Raw genomic sequence first — 18,087 nt, 5'->3', positions numbered from 1 at the left:
TTTCCAGTTGCCGGATCTCAAAAATTATAATTTGGGGTCCTATGTTTACACTTAAATCTTTATGTTTCGATTCTACCGTCTTGAAGAGATTCTCTCCGGTAGCGCTCGCGGTATCGACCGCACTAATCAGCCCAAACGCTTTCGCTTCTGAACCAACTGAGACACCTTCCGATGAGATGGAAGTCATCGTGGTGACCTCTGATTTTCGCGGCTCGACACTGGATAAAATGCCGTCGAGTATTACGATTATCGATCAGCAGCAGATAGAAGACGAAGGCGCGCAGCATTTTGAAGATGTGCTTAACTCCATCGCGAACTTTAACTGGTCCGGCGGCAGCTCTCGTCCTAAATACTTCCAAATTCGTGGTGTCGGCGAGCAGGAGGAATACCAAGGTGCGCCGAATTCATCTGTTGGTTACATTATCGATGATATCGACATGTCAGGTCTGGGCATGATTTCCAGTATGTACGATCTGCAGCAGGTAGAAGTGCTGCGTGGTCCACAAGGAACGCGCTACGGCGCTAATGCCTTAGCGGGTTTGATATACCTTAAGAGTAATGACCCAACCGATGTGTTTGAGCATGGGGCTGAAGTGTCGGTGGGGGATGATAACCTGACGACTTTTAGCGGCTTTAGCTCTGGGCCTTTGACGGATTCCGGCAAATTACTTTACCGTGTCTCTTTGCAGCAACATCAACAGAACGGCTATCAAAACAACCTCTATCTGAACCGCGACGATACCAATGCCCGGGATGAGTTTACCGGCCGGGCGAAATTGCGTTGGTATGCCAGCGACGATTTGGAGATTGATTTTACCTTACTTCACGCCGATTATGATAATGGCTATGATGTGTGGACCTTAGATAACAATGGCGAAAATACCCTAACAGACGCGCCAGGCGTCGATAAGCAGCGCACCACAGGTAGCTCGCTTAAGTTTACCTATTCAGGTGCCGAGCAGTTCGAAATCGTTTCTTTAACATCATATGCTAACTCTCAGACTCACCATAATTATGATGGTGACTGGGCAAACCCTGATTACTGGGGCGGACTCGATTGTGGCGGCGAGCCTTGCCAATTCGATTATACCTGGGATAAAGAAGGGGAGCGAAATACCATTAGCCAAGAGTTTAGATTCAGCTCAACTGAAGCTGGACGTATCTTTTCTGGTAGCACAGATTGGTTACTGGGTGTTTATGGTATGCGCTTAACTGAAGACAACGACACAGTTGAAGACTATAACGGCTGGTTAGACACGCTTGCTGCCGAATATGAAGCGAATAATACTGCCGTATTTGGCCAGTTAGACTCAGATCTCGGTGCGGGTTACGCCTTGTCTTTTGGCCTTAGAGTCGAACGTCGAGACGGTGATTACAGCGACAGTGCTGGTGATGAGTTTAGCCCAGGTGAAACCATGTGGGGCGGACATATTGCCCTGAGTAAGGCGTTAAACAGCAGTCATGAAACCTATGCGCGCATAGCTCGTGGTTATAAGGCGGGTGGTTTCAACATGTCATTGCCAGCGGAGCTGTCAGACAAGAAAGAGTATGATACCGAAACCTTATATAATTATGAGATAGGGCTTAAATCACGCTGGCTCGATGGTGATGCCAGCACTAATTTCTCTCTATTCTACATGGATAGGCGCGACCAGCAGGTTTCAGCGTCTCAACAAAATCCAGAAGAGCCGCAAAAATTTATCCTGTATACCGAGAACGCAGGTAGCTCACACAACTATGGCGCCGAGCTAGAAGGGAATTGGTATGCGACAGATAATCTCAAGCTGTATGCGAGTCTTGGTTGGCTTGAGACAGCTTATGGTGATTATGCTTATCAGGACAAGTACGGTGGGACAGTGGATCTAACCGGTCGTGAGCTGGCCCATTCACCTAACTTCACTTACAGTGCAGGAGCGACCTATCGTACCGATTCAGGTTGGTTCGCGAACTTGACCACCAGTGGTAAGAGTGAGTTTTACTACTCAGACAGTAATGAGTCAAAATCACAGGCCTACACTATCTTCAATGCCCGTGTCGGATATGAGACTGATGTCTGGTCGGCTTATCTTTGGGGCAAGAACCTGTTTGATGAGCAATACGGCACTCGAGGCTTTTACTTTGGTAATGAGCCAGATCAAGACTGGGCAGACAAGCAATATATACGCTATGGTGATCCACGCCAGTTAGGATTGACTGTTAACGTCAAGTTCATGTAATTCACTCCCTACGGGATTAAATTGCGGCCGCTAGCGGCTGAAAGCATAGCTAGTGCAAGCAGACATGTGTTTTTTATTTAATTGTGGTGGCTCCTTCTGAAAAGAGTGCCACCTGAGGTCGAGAAATGAAATTAACCGCCGAGATAAGTTGTTACCCGCTGCAAGATAACTACCTGGATCCTATCCTATGGTTTATCGACCGTCTGGATAGCTATGAAAATATTGAACGTAAGACCAATGCCATGGCCACTCAGGTGTGTGGTGAGTATGGCGATGTGATGGCTATGCTGGCGACTGAGATGCAGGCTGCCCATGAAAAGTGGGGTAAGGCCGTGTTTGTATGTAAGTTTATTGGTGGTGAGTTGGATTTGTCACACACTCAATAAGTGTCTTGCGTCATATATATGATGTTTAGCCTATGCTCGCTTGACTTGTAAGAGTCTGGCGAGCATCTGTTTTACGTTAGCAAAGTATTATTTCGGAAAAAGTGATGATAGATTTTTGGTCCGCGCTCATGAGCACAATAGATGGTGCATTAATCCAGGCAACAGCATTAACGGCCTGGGAGGCCGTAGCCGTTGTGCTAGCCGCGGCCTACCTGATACTGGCCATGAAGGGCAATATCTGGTGTTGGTTTGCCGCGTTCGCCAGCACGGCAATCTACACGGCGCTCTTCTGGAAAGTGTCGCTATTGATGGAGTCTGTGCTCAATGTGTACTACATGGCGATGGCGTTCTATGGTTTTCGTCAGTGGTCAAAGGGAAAAGGAGATGATTCTGGCATTGAAGTCATTTCCTGGAGTCTGAGACGCCATATTCTGCTTATACTCACAACCGCTAGCATTTCAGTGGTCGTGGGCTATTTAATGGCTACCTATACCCAAGCTTCCTATGCCTACCTCGATGCCGCGACCACGTGTTTTGCTGTGATGACGACGTATTTAGTTGCAAAGAAGGTGCTAGAAAATTGGCTTTATTGGGTGGTGATCGATTTCGTCTCCATCTATCTTTATCTGCAAAAAGGGCTCATGCTAACGTCACTGTTATTTATCTTGTATGTGGGTATGGCCATAGGTGGTTATTTCTTATGGCGCACGGCGATGCGTGAACAGAAAATTGCATTGGCTCAATAGATCGAGAATATGACATATATAACATGAGATATAGCATGAGATATTGGATGTGATGAAGCAATCCTTACTATTAACGAGTTTGCCGCAGGATGTTAAGACTGGACTGCAAAGTGCAGGCTTAGTGCTGTCCTCTTCTGTTTCAGTTTCTGTGTTGGCTGAGGGGCTGAGTAATCAAAATTACTTGATTCGAGATCGACATATCAGTTGGGTATTGCGAGTGAACTCATCGGCGAGTAGTCAGATTTGTGATCGCGACGCCGAGGTGAGAAACTGGAAGATAGTGGCAGAAAGGGGGCTAGCACCAGATTTGTTTTTTGTCAGTGATGATAATAAATATTATCTCAGTGAATATATCGAGCAAGAGGAGGGGCACAGTTGGGGCAAGTTGATCACCGCAAAATCGGCGCACCCTCTTATCGATGAGTCGATACCATGGCCCGGCGCCGAGTCAGCGCTATTGCTACTATTGACTGAGTTAGCCGGGCTAGAATGTCCTGAAAACAGTCTCAGTGTATCCAGGCAGTGGTCCATTTATCAGGCTTCTATGTATGATATATGGAGCAAAATTTGTAATGAGCAAGCTCAGGGCAATGAGTGCCGCCAGCACACCGAGTGGCGGGAGAAACATCTTCAACTCCTGTCGCTTAGAGACGACATCAGCCAATGGTTAGATGAACTCGATGCCTGCGCATTGGGGGAACAATACAGCCATAGAGATCTTAACCCCCATAACTTATTGTTTAAAAATGGCCGACTTCAATGCATAGATTTTGAATATGCCTGCAGTTCACATCCGTTATTCGATCTGGCAGGCGTGCTATCTAGTCATGCCCTGTCAACGGCCCAACGGCATTTTTTAATCGACGCCTATCTGGATAATCATCCGAATTTGACCCTTGACGCCAAAGCAGCATTGCCAGCGGCAATCAATATCTATTGGGTGTTTTCCGCTTGTTGGTCCCTGCTGATGGCTGCAGACGCTGAAACTGAAATAGAGGTAGCTGAAGTCTTAGATTTACCCAGAGATTCAAGCTCTGAACATGGGACAAAATACCTGGATTGTTTCAGTCAGTTTTATTCGTTAATTTTACCCTAAGCGAGAAGGCACTGCCGTAGTAACCAGAGCATTAGCACTTTTTACTCTGAGATTGGTATAAAGATGAAAGATATTCCCTCTCAATATGGTCTATTCTGACAATAGTATTTGTAAGGAGTAAACATGTTAGTGGTTAATGCGTATCAGAAGTTTTTAAATGTGGTGAAACAGGTATCGGGTATTGCCCCCTTAGCCTTACGTTTGTACTTGGCACCTGTGTTGATGCAAGCGGGATATAATAAGTTATCTCATTTCAGTGACACTGTGGCCTGGTTTGGCAACCCTGATTGGGGGTTAGGTCTGCCTATGCCTGAAGTGATGGTGACTATGGCGGCGGGGACCGAGTTTGTTGGAGGTTTCCTGCTGATTATTGGTCTAGGAACTCGGTTAATCTCCATACCTCTACTCGCTACCATGTTAGTGGCGGCTTTTTCCGTGCATTGGAATAATGGCTGGTTAGCCATAGCCGATGGGGGTTCCTGGTTGGCAAATGATCAGGTACTGGCTGCGGGTGAGAAGCTCAGTGCCGCTAAGACTATTTTACAGGAGCATGGCAATTATGAATGGCTGACTAGCTCAGGTAATTTTGTCATCTTAAATAATGGTATCGAGTTCGCGATAACGTATTCAATCATGTTGCTCGCCTTGATTATGATAGGTGGAGGACGTTATACCAGTGTGGATTACTTCATCCGTAAGGGAGTGTCTAAACGCTATCCTGATAGTAGTTTATAGCTTGAATACAGCTCCATAAAGTGACATTTTCAGTTTGTTGATACTGTAAATCCCACCACATTGGTGGGATTTTTATTTGCGTCTTTGTTATTCTTCCCGGTAAACCAAAGTTACATAACTTGAATTATTCAAGCCCATTCACAGAAGGAAATACTCTTGGACGCGACTGAATTATTACTGACTCGCCAATCTTGCCCACGCCTTATAGCACCCGCTCCCGATGAATCTCAACTGAAAGTCATCTTAGATGCTGGTGTGCGAGTGCCCGATCATGGGGGATTATCACCTTGGGAATTCATTATCGCTCAGGGTGAAGGCCTGAATCGTCTGGGAGATATTTTCTTACAAGCGGCAATTGAGAATGGGGCGGATGAGGCGAAGCAGGCGAAGACTCAGTCTATGCCATTGAGGGCTCCCATGATCATAGTGGTGGTGGCTAAGCCTCAACCTCACGGGAAAGTCCCTGAGCTTGAGCAGTTGATCGCGGCCGGATGTTCGACTATGGCGATGCAGCAGGCTGCATTTTCCCTCGGGCTTGGTGGAATTTGGCGAACGGGTGATTTGGCGTTCGATAAACGAGTGCATCTAAGCTTAGGCTTATCTGATGGCGATCAAATTGTCGGATTTCTGTATCTGGGGACTCAAGCGGTAAAAGCGCCCTTGAAGCCGGGTAAGAGTGGCAGTGAGTTTGCCCGCTACCTCTAGTGATGCCAGTCTAAGCCATACTATTTTACGTTAGTAATAATACAGCCCATAACCTTAAGGTCATGGGCTGTATTATTTGAGTGCAAATAGCTTATCAAGCTTTAATCATTAATCAGGTATTCGAAATGGCCTGACCGACATCGAGTTGCTCAAACCAATCAAGAAATTGCCCCACCTGTTCTCCTTTGAAAATCCTGCCATGTTGAGGGCAGAGGAAATCGATATCGAGTTTACGTACCCGATTAATCCAATCATTCTTCGCGCTGTTTGATGGCATCCATCTCTGATGGAAAAATTTCATCTTTTTGACATGAGCGTCGAAGTCATCGACAAAAATATCGACATCATGATCTTCTAAGGCCGCGCCTATATCTCCTGACATCAGGACTCGAGCGGCGGGGTCATATACATGAAAGTTTCCCGAGGCATGCAAGTAGTGGGCTGGGATAAATTGCACTTCGACTTGATCGAGCAACAGTCTGCTGCCTTCATCTGGGATAGCCTCATAACTGATATTGTGCATGCCAAAATGACGAATAAACCCCTCCCAAAGCCATGGAGAGTAAAGTTTTGCCCCCGGTAGGGTCTGATCCCAGAGCCCGAGAGACGAGATAATATCCGGATCTTGATGGGAGGCAAACAGATGAGTCAGTTGCTCGAGGGGGATGTGTTTGACAATATTGGCTAGCATGGGAGCAAATAATTCAATTCCGCCGGGATCCATCAAGAGGGCTTTTTTTTCAGTCACTAGCATATATTGATTGGTATCTATGATTTTATCCGGCTTCTCTGGATCCCTTCCAAAGTAGATCCACTGATGAGTGGGGGTTTCAACGATAAGCTGACTCTTCATTTGTAAAAGCTCCCTGTCTTTAAAGCGACTGTTTGTTAATGGATATGTAAATTGGTCTTTAAAACCTCAGCATTAAACCTTAGTGTTAAATTAATAAGGGTTAACTGCTTACACATGTGAAAGTGAATGGTTTAAGCGGCTTTTTTAGAAGCTGAAGTATCAAACAGGGCGATGGCATTATCGACCCGTTGACGTATCAGGTTCGCGACACTATCGACCCTGTTGGCCACATCATTAAAGGTTGCCTGATTAGCCACATCCACCCTGCAGGCTTCGATTCTACAAATAGATGCAAGAATATTGGCGGTTCTCAGGTTTCTTTTCAGCTCATGGAGTTGCTGCTCCATCTGGTTAATCAAGGCTTGGAATGATTTCTGTAGTTTGTTGTAGTTACTCACTGTCTGAGCCACGGCGGAATCCATACTGGCTGAGTATTTAGCATCGATGGCTTTGAGTTTTGCTTTTTCGAAGTGTTTGAGCGCTGCAGCAGCTCTGGCAGTATCCGTTGCCATCTTACTCGCGCTATGGGCGAGAATGTTGATGTCGGTCGCCGCCTTCATGGTGTAACAGGCCAAGTCATCGATAAAGCCGGTTAATGCTTTAAATCCTAAGGCAGCATTACCGACTCGAGATGACGCTGCCTGAGCATTGCTCGCGGTAAGGTTAATCTGTTTACAGTGGGCTAAGGTGTGGTTTAGCTCAGCGGCGACAACGGCTGCAATCACATAATATTGACTGACTTGAGTGCGCTTCCTTGACATAGTGACGGGCTTCCTCTGCATGACTGAAACAAGTATAGTCGATATAAACTTTGTCAAAGGAGCTGGGATAAAATTGATTATTTTGGAAACAACTAGACTCATTCTCAGGCATGCCGTATTGACCGATGTTGAGTTTATCTTGGATTTGTTAAACACCCCTGGCTTTATCGCCAACATAGGCGATCGTGGTGTCAGAGATCTTTGTCATGCACAGACCTATCTTCTCGATGGGCCGATTTCCAGCTACCAACAACATGGCTTCGGCCTCTATGTGGTGGAATTAAAATCGAGCGGAGAGTCGATAGGGCTCAGCGGCTTAGTCAAACGTTCTGTGCTCGACTCTCCGGACCTAGGTTATGCGTTTCTGCCTGCGTTCTGGGGTAGAGGCTATGCGGTCGAATCGGCTCTGGCGGTAGTTCGCCACAGTAGAGATCTCTCTATTTCACGCCTCTTGGGTGTCGTGAGTCCGGGTAACACAGCCTCGATCTCAGTGTTAGAGAAGGTGGGTATGGCATTCGATTCGATTATGATGTGGGAAGAGGACAATTCAGAGGTCTTGCTTTATCAATTAACCTAGCCTAATGAATAGCTCTAATAAAGAGTCCTGATGAATAACCCTGAGTATGGTCCAAGTTATATAGTTCAATAATAATTTCATATTAAACGAGTCATTACGGTAATGATGAAGGAGAGTAGATTGGATAGTACAGAGCGAAGCGAGTGCTTATCGGGCGAATATATGGTGCTTGAACCTTTAACTCTCGAGCATGTTCCTGCTTTATCTCTGGCGGTGGCAGATGGGGAGCTCTGGCAACTCTGGTATACCTCGGTGCCACACCCAGATGAGATGAAATCTTATATTGAAACGGCTATCGCAGCCGAACAGCGAGGTGAAGCCCTGGCTTTTGCGGTGAGAGATAAGCGCTCGGGAGAGTTGATAGGCTCGACTCGGATCTGCTCATGGGATCAGGTGAATCGGCGACTCGAGATTGGCCATACCTGGTATGCTAAGCGAGCCCAGAAGACAGGGATCAACACCGAGGCTAAGCTATTGCTGCTCACTTATGCATTTGAAACCTTAGATGTCATGGCGGTGGAGTTTAGAACCCACTGGCATAATCAGGCTTCCAGAGAAGCGATTACTCGCCTCGGTGCTAAGCAAGATGGTGTGCTGAGAAATCATCAAATTTTGCAGGACGGCACAGTCAGAGATACTGTCATTTACTCGATTATTGACAGTGAGTGGTCGACGGTGAAACAACATTTGAAGCATAGATTGCAGCAAAATAAGATGCAGAATCCTTGATTAACTTATGTTGGAATTGATTAACTCTTGACTCGCTATGAACAAGAATAATGGCGTTAACTTATATAGCGCTTGATTAACTAAGGCTGTCTGAATATAGTCGAGGTCACGAGTTACGCCTTAGAGCCGTTTCATTTCAGGTGAAGCCGTATCACAAGAAAAGGGATCCCCAATGCCGAGTTCAGTTACTCGCTTAGTATCGATTAAGAATCGACGTATTAGTCAAATTAAACATAGTCTTATTTTCCCTATTTTATGTCTGGCACCGCTTTCTGTTTCTGCTGCTCCTAGCGAAGCTGAAATTATATTCAGCAATGAAGTGATCGAGTGTGCATCCTATTACCAGATAAGTTCCGATGCCATAGCAGCTATGAATGCGCCTCAGATGCAGGTAGTAGGTGAGCGATTGAAGAGTTCATCGGCCAAGGCCATCTCGATTGCAGAAGAGTATCAGGCTAAAGAAGATGTCGCCGATGTGTTATCGAACGTTCAGCAGAAGCAGTTGGCGTCACTGCCGGATAACAAGAGCTTACGAGGTTTGATGGGCAAGTATAAGGACAGCTGTAAAACTTTACTTGCAGAACCGCAGAAGCGCTTGGACTATTGGATCATGGCGACCATGTAATTTGGCTGTGCTAGAAATAGTCGTCATTTAAAAAAAGAGCCACAAGGCTCTTTTTTTGCAATAAAAATGTGCTCAGATCTGTCTATCTGAATAGTGTCACTCATTATTGACACAGATTAAACGTGAGGACGTCTATGAATTACTACTTTATCGCTGCTGCAATTCTTGGTTTCTTGACCTGTATCGGTCACTTTACCTATGGTGTGAGGCAGTACCTTAACCCTATGCTAGCAGCGTCTTTCGATCCCGTGGCTAAAGCTGTCATGCACTGTGTATTTCATTATGTGTCGGCATTTTTGGTGTTATCGACTCTGGTATTAGCCGTCTGCGGTTTAGATCTTGTGTCATATATGCAAGGCATTAGTCTAGTACTTTTCGTTGCACTTAACTTCGCACTTTTTTCGGTCTGGCAGATCTATTTCGCCTTCTTTAGTGAGATTAACTCTCCCTTCAAGCATCTTTTCCAATGGACTCTGTTTTCAAGTATCTCGGCCTTGAGCCTAATGGGGATCTATCTTACCTAAGCGCTCACCATCATTTTTGCTCTGCAATACTTGGATTAACACCAGGGCGACCGAGTGTTTATTATTTAGTCGAGCTACATAATCCAGCGAGTAAAACTTTCTCTAGATGTTGAGGGGGGTTGTTGCAAAAACAGATGATATTGGTAAATATACCCGTTTACTTCTTAGAGTCGTCACACCATGAGCAACCCTGAATTTAAATGGAAACACTTTGCTGCTGAGGTGATCCTTTGGTCTGTTCGTTGGTATGGCTCCCGATTGAAAGGTTACAGGCTCCTCGCTGATGTTGTCAGAGGAGTGAAATCTACAGATGGAATGAGAGAAATAGAAGATCTAGAACAGAGCGTCGCTTGAATCTCCATACACCAGATTTGACCATAGCTCCCATCAGCACAGCCTTGTAGTTCTTTCAAGGAAGAATCTGATAATAACGAAATAACCTAAAGTATTGATGGTGTTCTGACGTGGCTCTGGAGGGGCACTTCAGAGCCGAAATGCACATGGTGGTCATACTTGTGCTGCAGGAAAATGCTCTAGAAAATATCATTTGGAGAGTTATATTCGAGCTGAGTACATGGACCTTAAATCTTTAAAAGTACCTGATTAAACTGTTCGTATGCTCATCCAATCTCTGGATAGCCTTATCAGGCTACTCTGTCTACACACCTATTCAACATAGATTGAAGGTGTCCATTCGATCACGGTATCATCACTCAAAAGAGCAACAATAGAAGTCGATGGAATGCCCCGATTGTCCGCTAAACGTATATCGGTTTGAGAAAAGTTAGCAATGATGATACTTCCATCACTAAAGGTTGTTTGTTGCAATAAGCCCTGTTTATCAAGCCATTTAAAGTCTGTCATAGCTTTGTCCCATAGCATTTGATGGATGGGTAAAAAAGCTTGTTGATAGTGCTGCAACGCTTTAATTCGTGGTGAATCAACGTGTTTTGCTTCATCCCGGCTCAGATGTACCATAGCAGGCGTGTTATAGAGCTGAGACGTTAAGTCGCGTTCTACTTGTACATCAGATAACTTTAAGCTGTCACTGTGCCAATGGTAGCTATTGATCAGTTCATCATGAAATACCGTTTGATACAGTGGAACCTTGTATTGGGGGGAGAAAAACAGGGTCTTGTATGGCTGTTTCACCCGAGCAGATTTGAAGAAAAAATCTGGTTTATGTTTAGGATACCAAGCCCCCAGAAAATAAGGTGACTTGCGATTGATCTTCATGTCTTTGTCTGTCCAGCCAAAACCAACAGTTTCCATACCATGTGCAAAGGCAATGCCTTGTGTGGTGAGTGAGTTACCATCTTCAGAGCCTAATACAACGTCTTGATTCGATGCTATCCATTCCATGCGCTGGTTAAATGCATCAAGCATTTGTGTCTCGTTCATCCCACCATTTTGAGAGTAGTCTTCCCTTGTCATTGCAGTGGCATCAACATCCAAAAAGAGGCTATTGAAACGACCATAATGGATTATATCTTTGATGCGTTGCTCTACATAGCCTCGCTCACAGACGGGGTTTAAGTAATAACCATTGCCACGAAATCCTTTTGTCTTGTGCCCGTTAGCCTTTTCTATGGCACACTGCTCGCGCATAGCGTTGGGGAGTTGAGCCGTGAGCCAAGAATCGTTGATCCCTTTGGCAATGGCAGTGTTGTAAGAATCGTAGGTACCAATTAGGTATCCCGCTTGTTTGGCTTGATCTACTACTTGAGGCTGATAGAAGGCTGACGTCCACTTATTTAAGCCGATCCAAAGCTTGCTAAGTCCAGCAGCAATTAGGTTGTTGATCATGCCTTTCGACAATCCCTGTCCCCACAGCTCTGCGTCGATTAAATAGGTATTGGCGTTTGTAACTAGCCACGCCTTTCTTTTTTGCGCTGCTTCGAACTGCTGCTTTATACCATTATTATTTGGAGCTGTTTGCTCTACCGTAATAAGCCGTGTTAAAGACAAGTTTATACTCTCAACCAGCAAACGTTTGTGGCTTTTGCTCAACCAACGTGTCCCCTTTCTCAGTTTAAGGAGTCCTTTCTTTGCATCTTTAGTTAGCATTAACTCCGTTTGAGTAAAGTACCATTCGTTCAGCCCCCACCAGTCTTTAACATCTTCTATTGCAAGAACGTCATCACCAAATAAATACACATGACTTGCGCCAATTAAATGCTTGAGTTGAGGTTGCCTAGCGAGCTTTTCCGATAGCGGTGTCGCCAAGCCTTGTTGCTTACGCCACTGACGATACTGTTTGGCACCATCCAGTTGATCATTCCCTAAAGTGATCAAGACTGCAAATGGCTCATGATGATTGAGCATAGTGAATTGGTGCTCTGCCTGCATATCTAGTTTTTGATTGGAGATAGAAAAGTTGAGCTGATTATTGGTCGGATTAATTAGTTGGTAGCTGACATAGTGGTTTGTTTCTCCTGTTACTTCAACACTCCAAAATGGCATCTTAAGATTTTGGGTCGTATTCGAGTTTGAGAAATTGCTTGCCATATACTCCATCCAAGTTTTGTTGTTCGTTGGAATGCGCATCCCCTCACTAAATGGCATAAGCAAGGCGTTCGCTTGCCTGTCAGGCAAATCGAACCATTTCAACGTTAGTGGCATATTACGAGGTATTGGGGTTTTAGACATCTGGTCAAAAGTGATTTTCAGCTCTTTATTAAAAGTAGCATTCACCATTATGTTACTAGGCTCTAACAACCAAGAAGCTGACTTATCTGAAATTTGCATAACCTGAGAGGCGTGTTGGCGAGTACTCTCCACCAAAAGGGCGGATTCATTAATCTGTACATTGGTAGTTTGGGTATACCAATCAATTAGCAAAGAATTAGGATCAATAGCGATAGACTGTTCGCCATTTTGCAGAGTGATAAGATTTGGTAGTTTGCTTTGTGTTTCAGCACTGATAGCGGAAAAAGGCAGACCAATGCCAGCCAAGAGAAGTGTAATTGAAATCGATTTATTCATAATTATGAGGTATGTCCATTGTAAATGTGAGTTCATTACACATCAACTTTGGTTACCTTTTGTCACTCGTTTGTTTTTATTTTAATAGGAAAAGTGAACCTTTGAGCGTATTCAATTCTGACCTCACCTTGATATTCCGACTTAGACACCACCGCACTTAGCCATTTTGCATGGTTTGGAAAATATTCAGGCAAACGAGCATTTTTATAACCTTCAGTGCCTAAATTGGATGTGCTGAGCTGGATTAGTTGTGAATTGCCAAGCATAGTGAACTTGTCATCAAACCATTGCCAACGCATATTAGCAGCTTGGCAACTCGCGAGTGTTTTTGGCACTTGAATACTAATTGGTGAATCGGCATTGCTGTTATTTACTTCAATCCAAGACTGGTCATAGTTGAAAGATAAAATGATAGGGTAAATCGTGTTATCTATGGTTAATTGGTAGAAGCCTGGCGTTGGTGCATAGACAAAATCATCACTTTCTAATTCAACATAACCCTGCTTTGGCTCAGTGGTACTGCCAGATATCCACGCTTGTCCTTGTTGATCTCGCAAAGAAATAGCCGCACTCTTTTCGACTCCTCCAAGGGATACTTTAAGTTTGAAGCCTTGTTGCATTGAATTGGTCTTTTTCTGAATCGTTAGCCTGATATAACGCTGTTGATTAAATGACAAATCTCCCAATAACAACTTACCACATTGAGACTGGCTAATTAGTGTTTGCTTGGCATTCTCCCAGTGCTTTTCATCGATCGATTCTTGGCTTAAGGCCAATAGCATTTCTTGCCAAGCAAGTTGAGTCTTATCTATTACTAAAGCAGAATACATCCGTGAGAGCGGCGTTGGCATAAACCAATCATTAGCAACGACTTGTTGGCTAAAGGCGAGAGAGGCACTTACTAGCCAAAATATTGGTTTTATTGTTTTCATAACGAAGTCTTAATGAGTCGATAGCCAACGCCACGTAGCGTTTCGATATGCAGCACTGGTAGTTTTTGTCTCAGGTGGAGAATATGATTGTCGACTGTTCGAGTCGATGGAAATGCTTGAAAGCCCCATACTTTACTGAGTATCTCATCACGATGAAATACTCGCCCTTGATTTTGAACTAATAGCAACAGTAGCTGAAACTCTTTAGGTTTCAATGTCACCTGTTTACCATCGCTAATGACCACTCGTTTGGATAGATCGATTTGTAGATTCTGGTAGCAAAGTTTGCTTTCACCTAATGGACGTAGCTGAGCGTGAATACGCGCCAGCAGCTCTTGGTGTGAGAAAGGCTTAACCACATAGTCTTTTGCCCCTGCTCTCAAACCTTCGATGCGTTGGTCGATTTCGACTTTAGCTGTTAACACTATCACTGGAATCGCTTTCATCATTAGCCAATTAGGTAGCCAAATTAAGCTATCGCCTTCAGGTAGCTGCCTATCTAAAATGACTAAGTCTGCTTGCATCCAGTGCTTTTTGATTTTATTACAGTCACTGAGCCATTGGCAATCAAAACCCTCTTCGGTGAGATACTGACTAAACCCTTCACCTAGTAGTTGATCGTCTTCAATAAGAAGAATTCGTGTCATAGTGGTAACTCCAAAATATAGCGAGTTGGATTGTTATAGCGGATAAGTCGGCCTCTCATTTTCTTCATTAAGCGAGTAACAATCGTCAACCCCACCCCCATGTTGTCATGGTTAGTGTTGAGTCTTAATCGTTTCACCAGTAGATGGAACTGATTTGGAAAACGACCTTGATCCATGACTTCAATTCGTAGATTTTGATTGGTAGAAATGGTTATAGATACTTCACCTTTACCATGTTGCAGGGCATTTCTTAGTAAGTTATCCAGGCAGATTCCGAGCCAGTAATAGGGCAAAGTTAATTCTTGATCGTTGTCTAGTTCATAATTTAAATTGTATTTACCCAAACAATGATCGAGCCAATCCGAAAGATAAGCCGTTTGCTTTTGGAACTGAGCGTCTGGATCTGCACTTAAAAAACCTTTGCTGGTTTCTGCTAGCTGTGACAAACGCTGGTGATCAGCAAGTAAGCGCCCAAAACTACGTTGAGCGTGCTGATCGAGTTGATCAAAGTGTTTGCGAAATTGCTCAACTGTAAAGCCTAAACTAGTGATTGGCGTTCGTAGTTCATGAGTGAGCAATTGCAATATAAATCGACGCTCTTTCGCTTCTTCTCTATGGTTAACTAAGCCTATAACGAAGAGGCTTGCAGCAAGAAAAGACAGTATTGCAATGAGCAATTGAACACCATTATTACTTGGTGGCGGTGGTTGAATACATAAATTACTGTAGCTCATGGCACATACTTGTTCATCACTGCTTTTTAGCTGAATATCGATTGATAAAGGTCCCAATAGTTGGCGCCATGCTTGTCCCTTAATGCTCACTAATCCGTACTTACTGTTGAGCCAGAGTTTGTCATCTTGTGCAAGATAGGATCGATATCCTGATAGTAATAGGTCGTAACCTTTAGCAGGAAGGTTGTCGAGCAGCTCATGTAGAGGATGACTTGGGTTTGATAGTGTCAACTTGCGATCATGAGTTGCGATAAATTGGGCTTGTTTGTCGGACGCCAAAGTCGCCAAATAGTGATCTGCATAACTGCCACCTGCTGGGTGGAGCATCTCACCTTGGCTATACCAATCATCACTTAACGCCGTGTTGCTACAGATAGCTTTCTCAAATTCAATCGCTCGAACCAGATTTGGGCGTTGTTTGCTATCCAAATCAGTGAATTTCGTTGATAGCCTACAAGTTTGATGCAACTGCCATAGTGTTTGAATGTCATCCCAAGAATAGTGTTCGAAATTAGGGTATTGACTGTCACTTAACAGCAGTGACGCTGGGTAATTGTTAAGCTGTTCAAGAGTGATTCTGGTTTCATAAGGTAAATCGGAAGCTTGATGAAAAAATAGCTGAAAGCGAGTTTGCAAGTTCGGGGTATCAGCAGCTTGAGTAAGAACAGAAGAAGACAAGAATAAAATAGTAGATAGCAACCTAATAGTTCTAAGATAAAATAGGTTAAGAGTCATAAACTTGAGCATCACTATGCGTGTATATGTCGAGTCAGTATAGTAGCTTTAGCTACCCAATTGTCATCTGAATGTCACCTGTTATACATAAGGAAAAGGTGATTGCCGACACCGGTGCCGGTTAACACTGTGTCGCACTAGCCACTGCTTGCGCGCTGGAGGGGATCCCTAGTGAAATCCATATGGGTCAGGTCGATATAGAGAAAGAGCATCCTTATGTCACTAAGATGAAAATCTTAGGCTGTAAGCTGGTGTCTGTCACTAAGGTATTCCCCAAAGATTATTTCTACGTTATTGGCTCTGTTGTTGGCCCACATCCTTTCTCTAAGATGGTGCGTGATTTTCAAAGTATTATCGGCCATGAGGTCAGAGAGCTGTTCCAACAAAAATTCAAAAAATTCTCGAATCATCACTGCCTGTGTAGACGGTGATGATATCGACCTGTTCACTGCATTTTTGGATGATAGCGAGGTAAAAATCGTTGACGTCGAACCAGCCGGTAAAGGGCTAGATATCTCAGAGCACTCAGCTATCCTCACTTTAGGCTCGCTGGGCGCCCTCTATGGTTTTAAATGCTATCTGCTGCAAGATGAAGCGGGTGAATCATTACTGGTTTATTCCATCGCTCCAAGCTTAGATTAACCGGGAGTCGGACCCTTATTGAGCGTGCAGATATGATTCGGTAACCAATGAAGAGTGCTTAAATGCCTTTAATGACACAGTCACAGGTCGAGGGAATTATTCTGGCGCAGATCTGCCTATTCGCTACAAAGGCGATGGCTCAGCCCAAAGCGATTTTGATTATTTCTTAGCACCATCAGTGCTTTGTCCGGGCCTAGTTTCCTAAATCGAGTGACCTTTTTCAGTTCGCTGATCTCCCAATGTGGTAATCGGAAACATCAAGATGGGTAAAGCTAAGCGTAAAATGACCAATTGGTCTCAGTACAACAAGGCATTGGTCAATCGAGGTTTGGATTGATGAACAAGTCATTAGCTCTTGGTGTTGCTCTGAGCATCACGGTCGCCGTGGTCGTGGTTCAGTGGCACATGTAGTGATTGATTCAACGGGCCTCAAAGTTTACGGCGAAGGAGAATGGAAAACCCGTAAACACGGTAAAGAAAAATGCCGTACTTGGCACAAACTACATCTTGCTGTGGATGCGAATACTCATGAAGTCGTGGCAGCAGAAGTCTCACTGGTTAACGTTGCTGATTATGAAGTGTTACCCACATTACTCAAGCCATTAAGAAGACAGATTAAACAAGTTTCTGCTGATGGCGGATATGACGCCAAAGCGTGCCATAAGTTACTTCATAGAAAAGGTTACAAATCCACGATCCCGCCAAGAAGTAATGCAGGATATTGGGAGGACGGGCATCCTCGCAACGAAGCGGTAAAAGCGCTCAAGAGTAACCAATTAGCGCAATGGAAACAGGACAATGATTATCATCAAAGGTCACTATCTGAAACAGCGATGTATCGATATAAGCAGCTGACTAGCCTGAAACTTAGCCTGCGCGACTATAACGCTCAGGTAGGTGAAGCTTTAGCGGGTGTAAAAGCAATTAACAAAGTCATAGAACTAGGAATGCCAATTAGGAAACAAGTTGCCTAGTTAGCCCAAACCCTTGGAACCGCTGCGTCTATAGTAAGCATTTGATCAACAACGTTTTATCGCGCTGTCGATAAATATGGTGACATTATTTATTTTTTACTTAAGCGAGGCCCATGATGAGAAAGTGGCTAGGGCCTTTTTAGATAAAGCAACAAACAGTAGCGGTTTGCCAAATAAAGTTGTGATTGATACGAGCGGCGGCATTAGCTACTGTCAATGTTCGCCTTTGGTTATCTGGATATATGCTGTTAATGATCGAGGCATTATCGGTAAAATATCTTAATAAGATCGTCGAATAAAGCCATCGCAAAGTGAAGGGAAAAATGCATCAATGTCTAGGATGGAAATCTTAGGAAGGTGCGGAGTCGACACTGGCTGGTGTTGAGCTTTGGTCAATGATTAAGCTGGGACAAATGGACATCACTAAAACATGACTCCGTGGGAACAATTTTATTCATTAGCAGCATAGTTGCATATGAGGAAGT

18 protein-coding genes and 3 pseudogenes are annotated in these 18,087 nt (G+C 44.3%); 15 read left to right on the top strand and 6 right to left on the bottom strand.

Going from position 1 to position 18,087, the window contains the following annotated elements; genetic code table 11:
• Window positions 1-41: 41 nt before the first annotated feature.
• The 6 genes from FM037_RS17510 (at window position 42) to FM037_RS17485 (ending at window position 5,884) form a co-directional block, all read left to right on the top strand.
• Window positions 42-2,216 carry a TonB-dependent receptor gene (locus FM037_RS17510; RefSeq protein WP_144047033.1) on the top strand — a complete coding sequence of 725 codons (2,175 nt, stop codon included), beginning with the start codon at window positions 42-44 and terminating at the stop codon, window positions 2,214-2,216.
• A gap of 125 nt (window positions 2,217-2,341) precedes the next feature.
• Window positions 2,342-2,602, top strand: a complete 261-nt coding sequence (locus FM037_RS17505; RefSeq protein WP_144047032.1) for a hypothetical protein — start codon at window positions 2,342-2,344, stop codon at window positions 2,600-2,602.
• Window positions 2,603-2,706: 104 nt separating this feature from the next.
• The gene (gene pnuC / locus FM037_RS17500; protein WP_144047031.1) at window positions 2,707-3,348 is read left to right on the top strand and encodes a nicotinamide riboside transporter PnuC; all 642 of its coding nucleotides are present in this window, start codon (window positions 2,707-2,709) and stop codon (window positions 3,346-3,348) included.
• A 52-nt stretch (window positions 3,349-3,400) separates the two neighbouring features.
• The gene (locus tag FM037_RS17495) at window positions 3,401-4,444 is read left to right on the top strand and encodes a phosphotransferase (RefSeq protein ID WP_144049017.1); all 1,044 of its coding nucleotides are present in this window, start codon (window positions 3,401-3,403) and stop codon (window positions 4,442-4,444) included.
• A 123-nt stretch (window positions 4,445-4,567) separates the two neighbouring features.
• Window positions 4,568-5,179, top strand: a complete 612-nt coding sequence (locus FM037_RS17490) for an HvfX family Cu-binding RiPP maturation protein (protein WP_144047030.1) — start codon at window positions 4,568-4,570, stop codon at window positions 5,177-5,179.
• 156 nt (window positions 5,180-5,335) lie between these two features.
• Window positions 5,336-5,884 (top strand): NAD(P)H nitroreductase, encoded by a 549-nt coding sequence (locus FM037_RS17485; protein ID WP_144047029.1) that lies wholly within the window; start codon window positions 5,336-5,338, stop codon window positions 5,882-5,884.
• Window positions 5,885-5,996: 112 nt separating this feature from the next.
• On the opposite strand, the gene FM037_RS17480 is transcribed toward FM037_RS17485, so the two are convergent.
• Window positions 5,997-6,737 (bottom strand): oxygen-binding di-iron domain-containing protein, encoded by a 741-nt coding sequence (locus tag FM037_RS17480; protein WP_144047028.1) that lies wholly within the window; start codon window positions 6,735-6,737, stop codon window positions 5,997-5,999.
• A gap of 131 nt (window positions 6,738-6,868) precedes the next feature.
• Entirely contained in the window at window positions 6,869-7,498 is a 630-nt protein-coding gene (locus tag FM037_RS17475; RefSeq protein WP_144047027.1) for a chemotaxis protein, read from the bottom strand.
• Window positions 7,499-7,517: 19 nt separating this feature from the next.
• On the opposite strand from FM037_RS17475, the gene FM037_RS17470 reads away from it, so the two are divergent.
• From FM037_RS17470 to FM037_RS29610, 5 genes and pseudogenes are all read left to right on the top strand, one after another.
• The gene (locus FM037_RS17470) at window positions 7,518-8,075 is read left to right on the top strand and encodes a GNAT family N-acetyltransferase (RefSeq protein WP_227992535.1); all 558 of its coding nucleotides are present in this window, start codon (window positions 7,518-7,520) and stop codon (window positions 8,073-8,075) included.
• A gap of 105 nt (window positions 8,076-8,180) precedes the next feature.
• Window positions 8,181-8,804 carry a GNAT family N-acetyltransferase gene (locus FM037_RS17465; RefSeq protein WP_144049015.1) on the top strand — a complete coding sequence of 208 codons (624 nt, stop codon included), beginning with the start codon at window positions 8,181-8,183 and terminating at the stop codon, window positions 8,802-8,804.
• Window positions 8,805-8,976: 172 nt separating this feature from the next.
• Window positions 8,977-9,429 carry a hypothetical protein gene (locus FM037_RS17460; RefSeq protein ID WP_144047026.1) on the top strand — a complete coding sequence of 151 codons (453 nt, stop codon included), beginning with the start codon at window positions 8,977-8,979 and terminating at the stop codon, window positions 9,427-9,429.
• Between the two features lie 134 nt (window positions 9,430-9,563).
• On the top strand, window positions 9,564-9,953 hold the full coding sequence (locus FM037_RS17455; RefSeq protein WP_144047025.1) for a hypothetical protein: 390 nt from the start codon (window positions 9,564-9,566) through the stop codon (window positions 9,951-9,953).
• A 180-nt stretch (window positions 9,954-10,133) separates the two neighbouring features.
• A pseudogene (locus FM037_RS29610) lies at window positions 10,134-10,253 on the top strand (IS6 family transposase); the annotation flags it as partial.
• 366 nt (window positions 10,254-10,619) lie between these two features.
• Here the strand turns inward: FM037_RS29610 and FM037_RS17450 are convergent.
• The 4 genes from FM037_RS17450 to FM037_RS17435 all read right to left on the bottom strand — a co-directional run bounded on the left by FM037_RS17450 (window position 10,620) and on the right by FM037_RS17435 (window position 15,998).
• Window positions 10,620-12,938: a glycoside hydrolase gene (locus FM037_RS17450; RefSeq protein WP_144047024.1), complete on the bottom strand. Its 2,319-nt coding sequence runs from the start codon at window positions 12,936-12,938 to the stop codon at window positions 10,620-10,622.
• Between the two features lie 62 nt (window positions 12,939-13,000).
• Window positions 13,001-13,870 (bottom strand): DUF2861 family protein, encoded by an 870-nt coding sequence (locus tag FM037_RS17445; protein WP_144047023.1) that lies wholly within the window; start codon window positions 13,868-13,870, stop codon window positions 13,001-13,003.
• The gene (locus tag FM037_RS17440) at window positions 13,867-14,517 is read right to left on the bottom strand and encodes a response regulator transcription factor (protein ID WP_144047022.1); all 651 of its coding nucleotides are present in this window, start codon (window positions 14,515-14,517) and stop codon (window positions 13,867-13,869) included. The genes FM037_RS17445 and FM037_RS17440 overlap by 4 nt, the downstream gene beginning before the upstream one ends.
• On the bottom strand, window positions 14,514-15,998 hold the full coding sequence (locus FM037_RS17435; protein WP_144047021.1) for an ATP-binding protein: 1,485 nt from the start codon (window positions 15,996-15,998) through the stop codon (window positions 14,514-14,516). Before FM037_RS17435 ends, FM037_RS17440 begins: the two co-directional genes overlap by 4 nt.
• A gap of 170 nt (window positions 15,999-16,168) precedes the next feature.
• Here FM037_RS17435 and FM037_RS29605 point away from each other — a divergent pair, with 170 nt between their 5' ends.
• The 4 genes and pseudogenes from FM037_RS29605 to FM037_RS17420 all read left to right on the top strand — a co-directional run.
• Complete coding sequence (locus FM037_RS29605) at window positions 16,169-16,417, top strand: hypothetical protein (RefSeq protein WP_229380933.1); 249 nt, start codon at window positions 16,169-16,171, stop codon at window positions 16,415-16,417.
• 25 nt (window positions 16,418-16,442) lie between these two features.
• A complete protein-coding gene (locus FM037_RS29600) occupies window positions 16,443-16,628 on the top strand; it encodes a hypothetical protein (RefSeq protein ID WP_229380932.1) in 186 nt (61 codons plus the stop codon).
• Window positions 16,629-16,890: 262 nt separating this feature from the next.
• A pseudogene (locus FM037_RS17425) lies at window positions 16,891-17,602 on the top strand (IS5 family transposase).
• Between the two features lie 54 nt (window positions 17,603-17,656).
• Window positions 17,657-18,071, top strand: a pseudogene (locus tag FM037_RS17420) (DDE-type integrase/transposase/recombinase); the annotation flags it as partial.
• Window positions 18,072-18,087: the final 16 nt, after the last annotated feature.

It is taken from the genome of Shewanella psychropiezotolerans, from assembly GCF_007197555.1.
GTDB classification, from domain to species: Bacteria; Pseudomonadota; Gammaproteobacteria; order Enterobacterales; family Shewanellaceae; genus Shewanella; species Shewanella psychropiezotolerans.
Note: the sequence above shows the minus strand (reverse complement) of the source record. Positions and strands in the feature narration are given on the sequence as shown.

Bases quoted from the DNA above. Each gene is read 5' to 3' on its own strand.
- FM037_RS17510 (WP_144047033.1), top strand. From the start codon at position 42: ATGTTTACACTTAAATCTTTATGTTTCGATTCTACCGTCTTGAAGAGA.
- FM037_RS17505 (WP_144047032.1), top strand. From the start codon at position 2,342: ATGAAATTAACCGCCGAGATAAGTTGTTACCCGCTGCAAGATAACTAC.
- pnuC (WP_144047031.1), top strand. From the start codon at position 2,707: ATGATAGATTTTTGGTCCGCGCTCATGAGCACAATAGATGGTGCATTA.
- FM037_RS17495 (WP_144049017.1), top strand. From the start codon at position 3,401: ATGAAGCAATCCTTACTATTAACGAGTTTGCCGCAGGATGTTAAGACT.
- FM037_RS17490 (WP_144047030.1), top strand. From the start codon at position 4,568: ATGTTAGTGGTTAATGCGTATCAGAAGTTTTTAAATGTGGTGAAACAG.
- FM037_RS17480 (WP_144047028.1), bottom strand. From the start codon at position 6,737: ATGAAGAGTCAGCTTATCGTTGAAACCCCCACTCATCAGTGGATCTAC.
- FM037_RS17475 (WP_144047027.1), bottom strand. From the start codon at position 7,498: ATGTCAAGGAAGCGCACTCAAGTCAGTCAATATTATGTGATTGCAGCC.
- FM037_RS17470 (WP_227992535.1), top strand. From the start codon at position 7,518: ATGACTGAAACAAGTATAGTCGATATAAACTTTGTCAAAGGAGCTGGG.
- FM037_RS17465 (WP_144049015.1), top strand. From the start codon at position 8,181: ATGAAGGAGAGTAGATTGGATAGTACAGAGCGAAGCGAGTGCTTATCG.
- FM037_RS17460 (WP_144047026.1), top strand. From the start codon at position 8,977: ATGCCGAGTTCAGTTACTCGCTTAGTATCGATTAAGAATCGACGTATT.
- FM037_RS17455 (WP_144047025.1), top strand. From the start codon at position 9,564: ATGAATTACTACTTTATCGCTGCTGCAATTCTTGGTTTCTTGACCTGT.
- FM037_RS17450 (WP_144047024.1), bottom strand. From the start codon at position 12,938: ATGAATAAATCGATTTCAATTACACTTCTCTTGGCTGGCATTGGTCTG.
- FM037_RS17445 (WP_144047023.1), bottom strand. From the start codon at position 13,870: ATGAAAACAATAAAACCAATATTTTGGCTAGTAAGTGCCTCTCTCGCC.
- FM037_RS17440 (WP_144047022.1), bottom strand. From the start codon at position 14,517: ATGACACGAATTCTTCTTATTGAAGACGATCAACTACTAGGTGAAGGG.
- FM037_RS17435 (WP_144047021.1), bottom strand. From the start codon at position 15,998: ATGCTCAAGTTTATGACTCTTAACCTATTTTATCTTAGAACTATTAGG.
- FM037_RS29605 (WP_229380933.1), top strand. From the start codon at position 16,169: ATGGGTCAGGTCGATATAGAGAAAGAGCATCCTTATGTCACTAAGATG.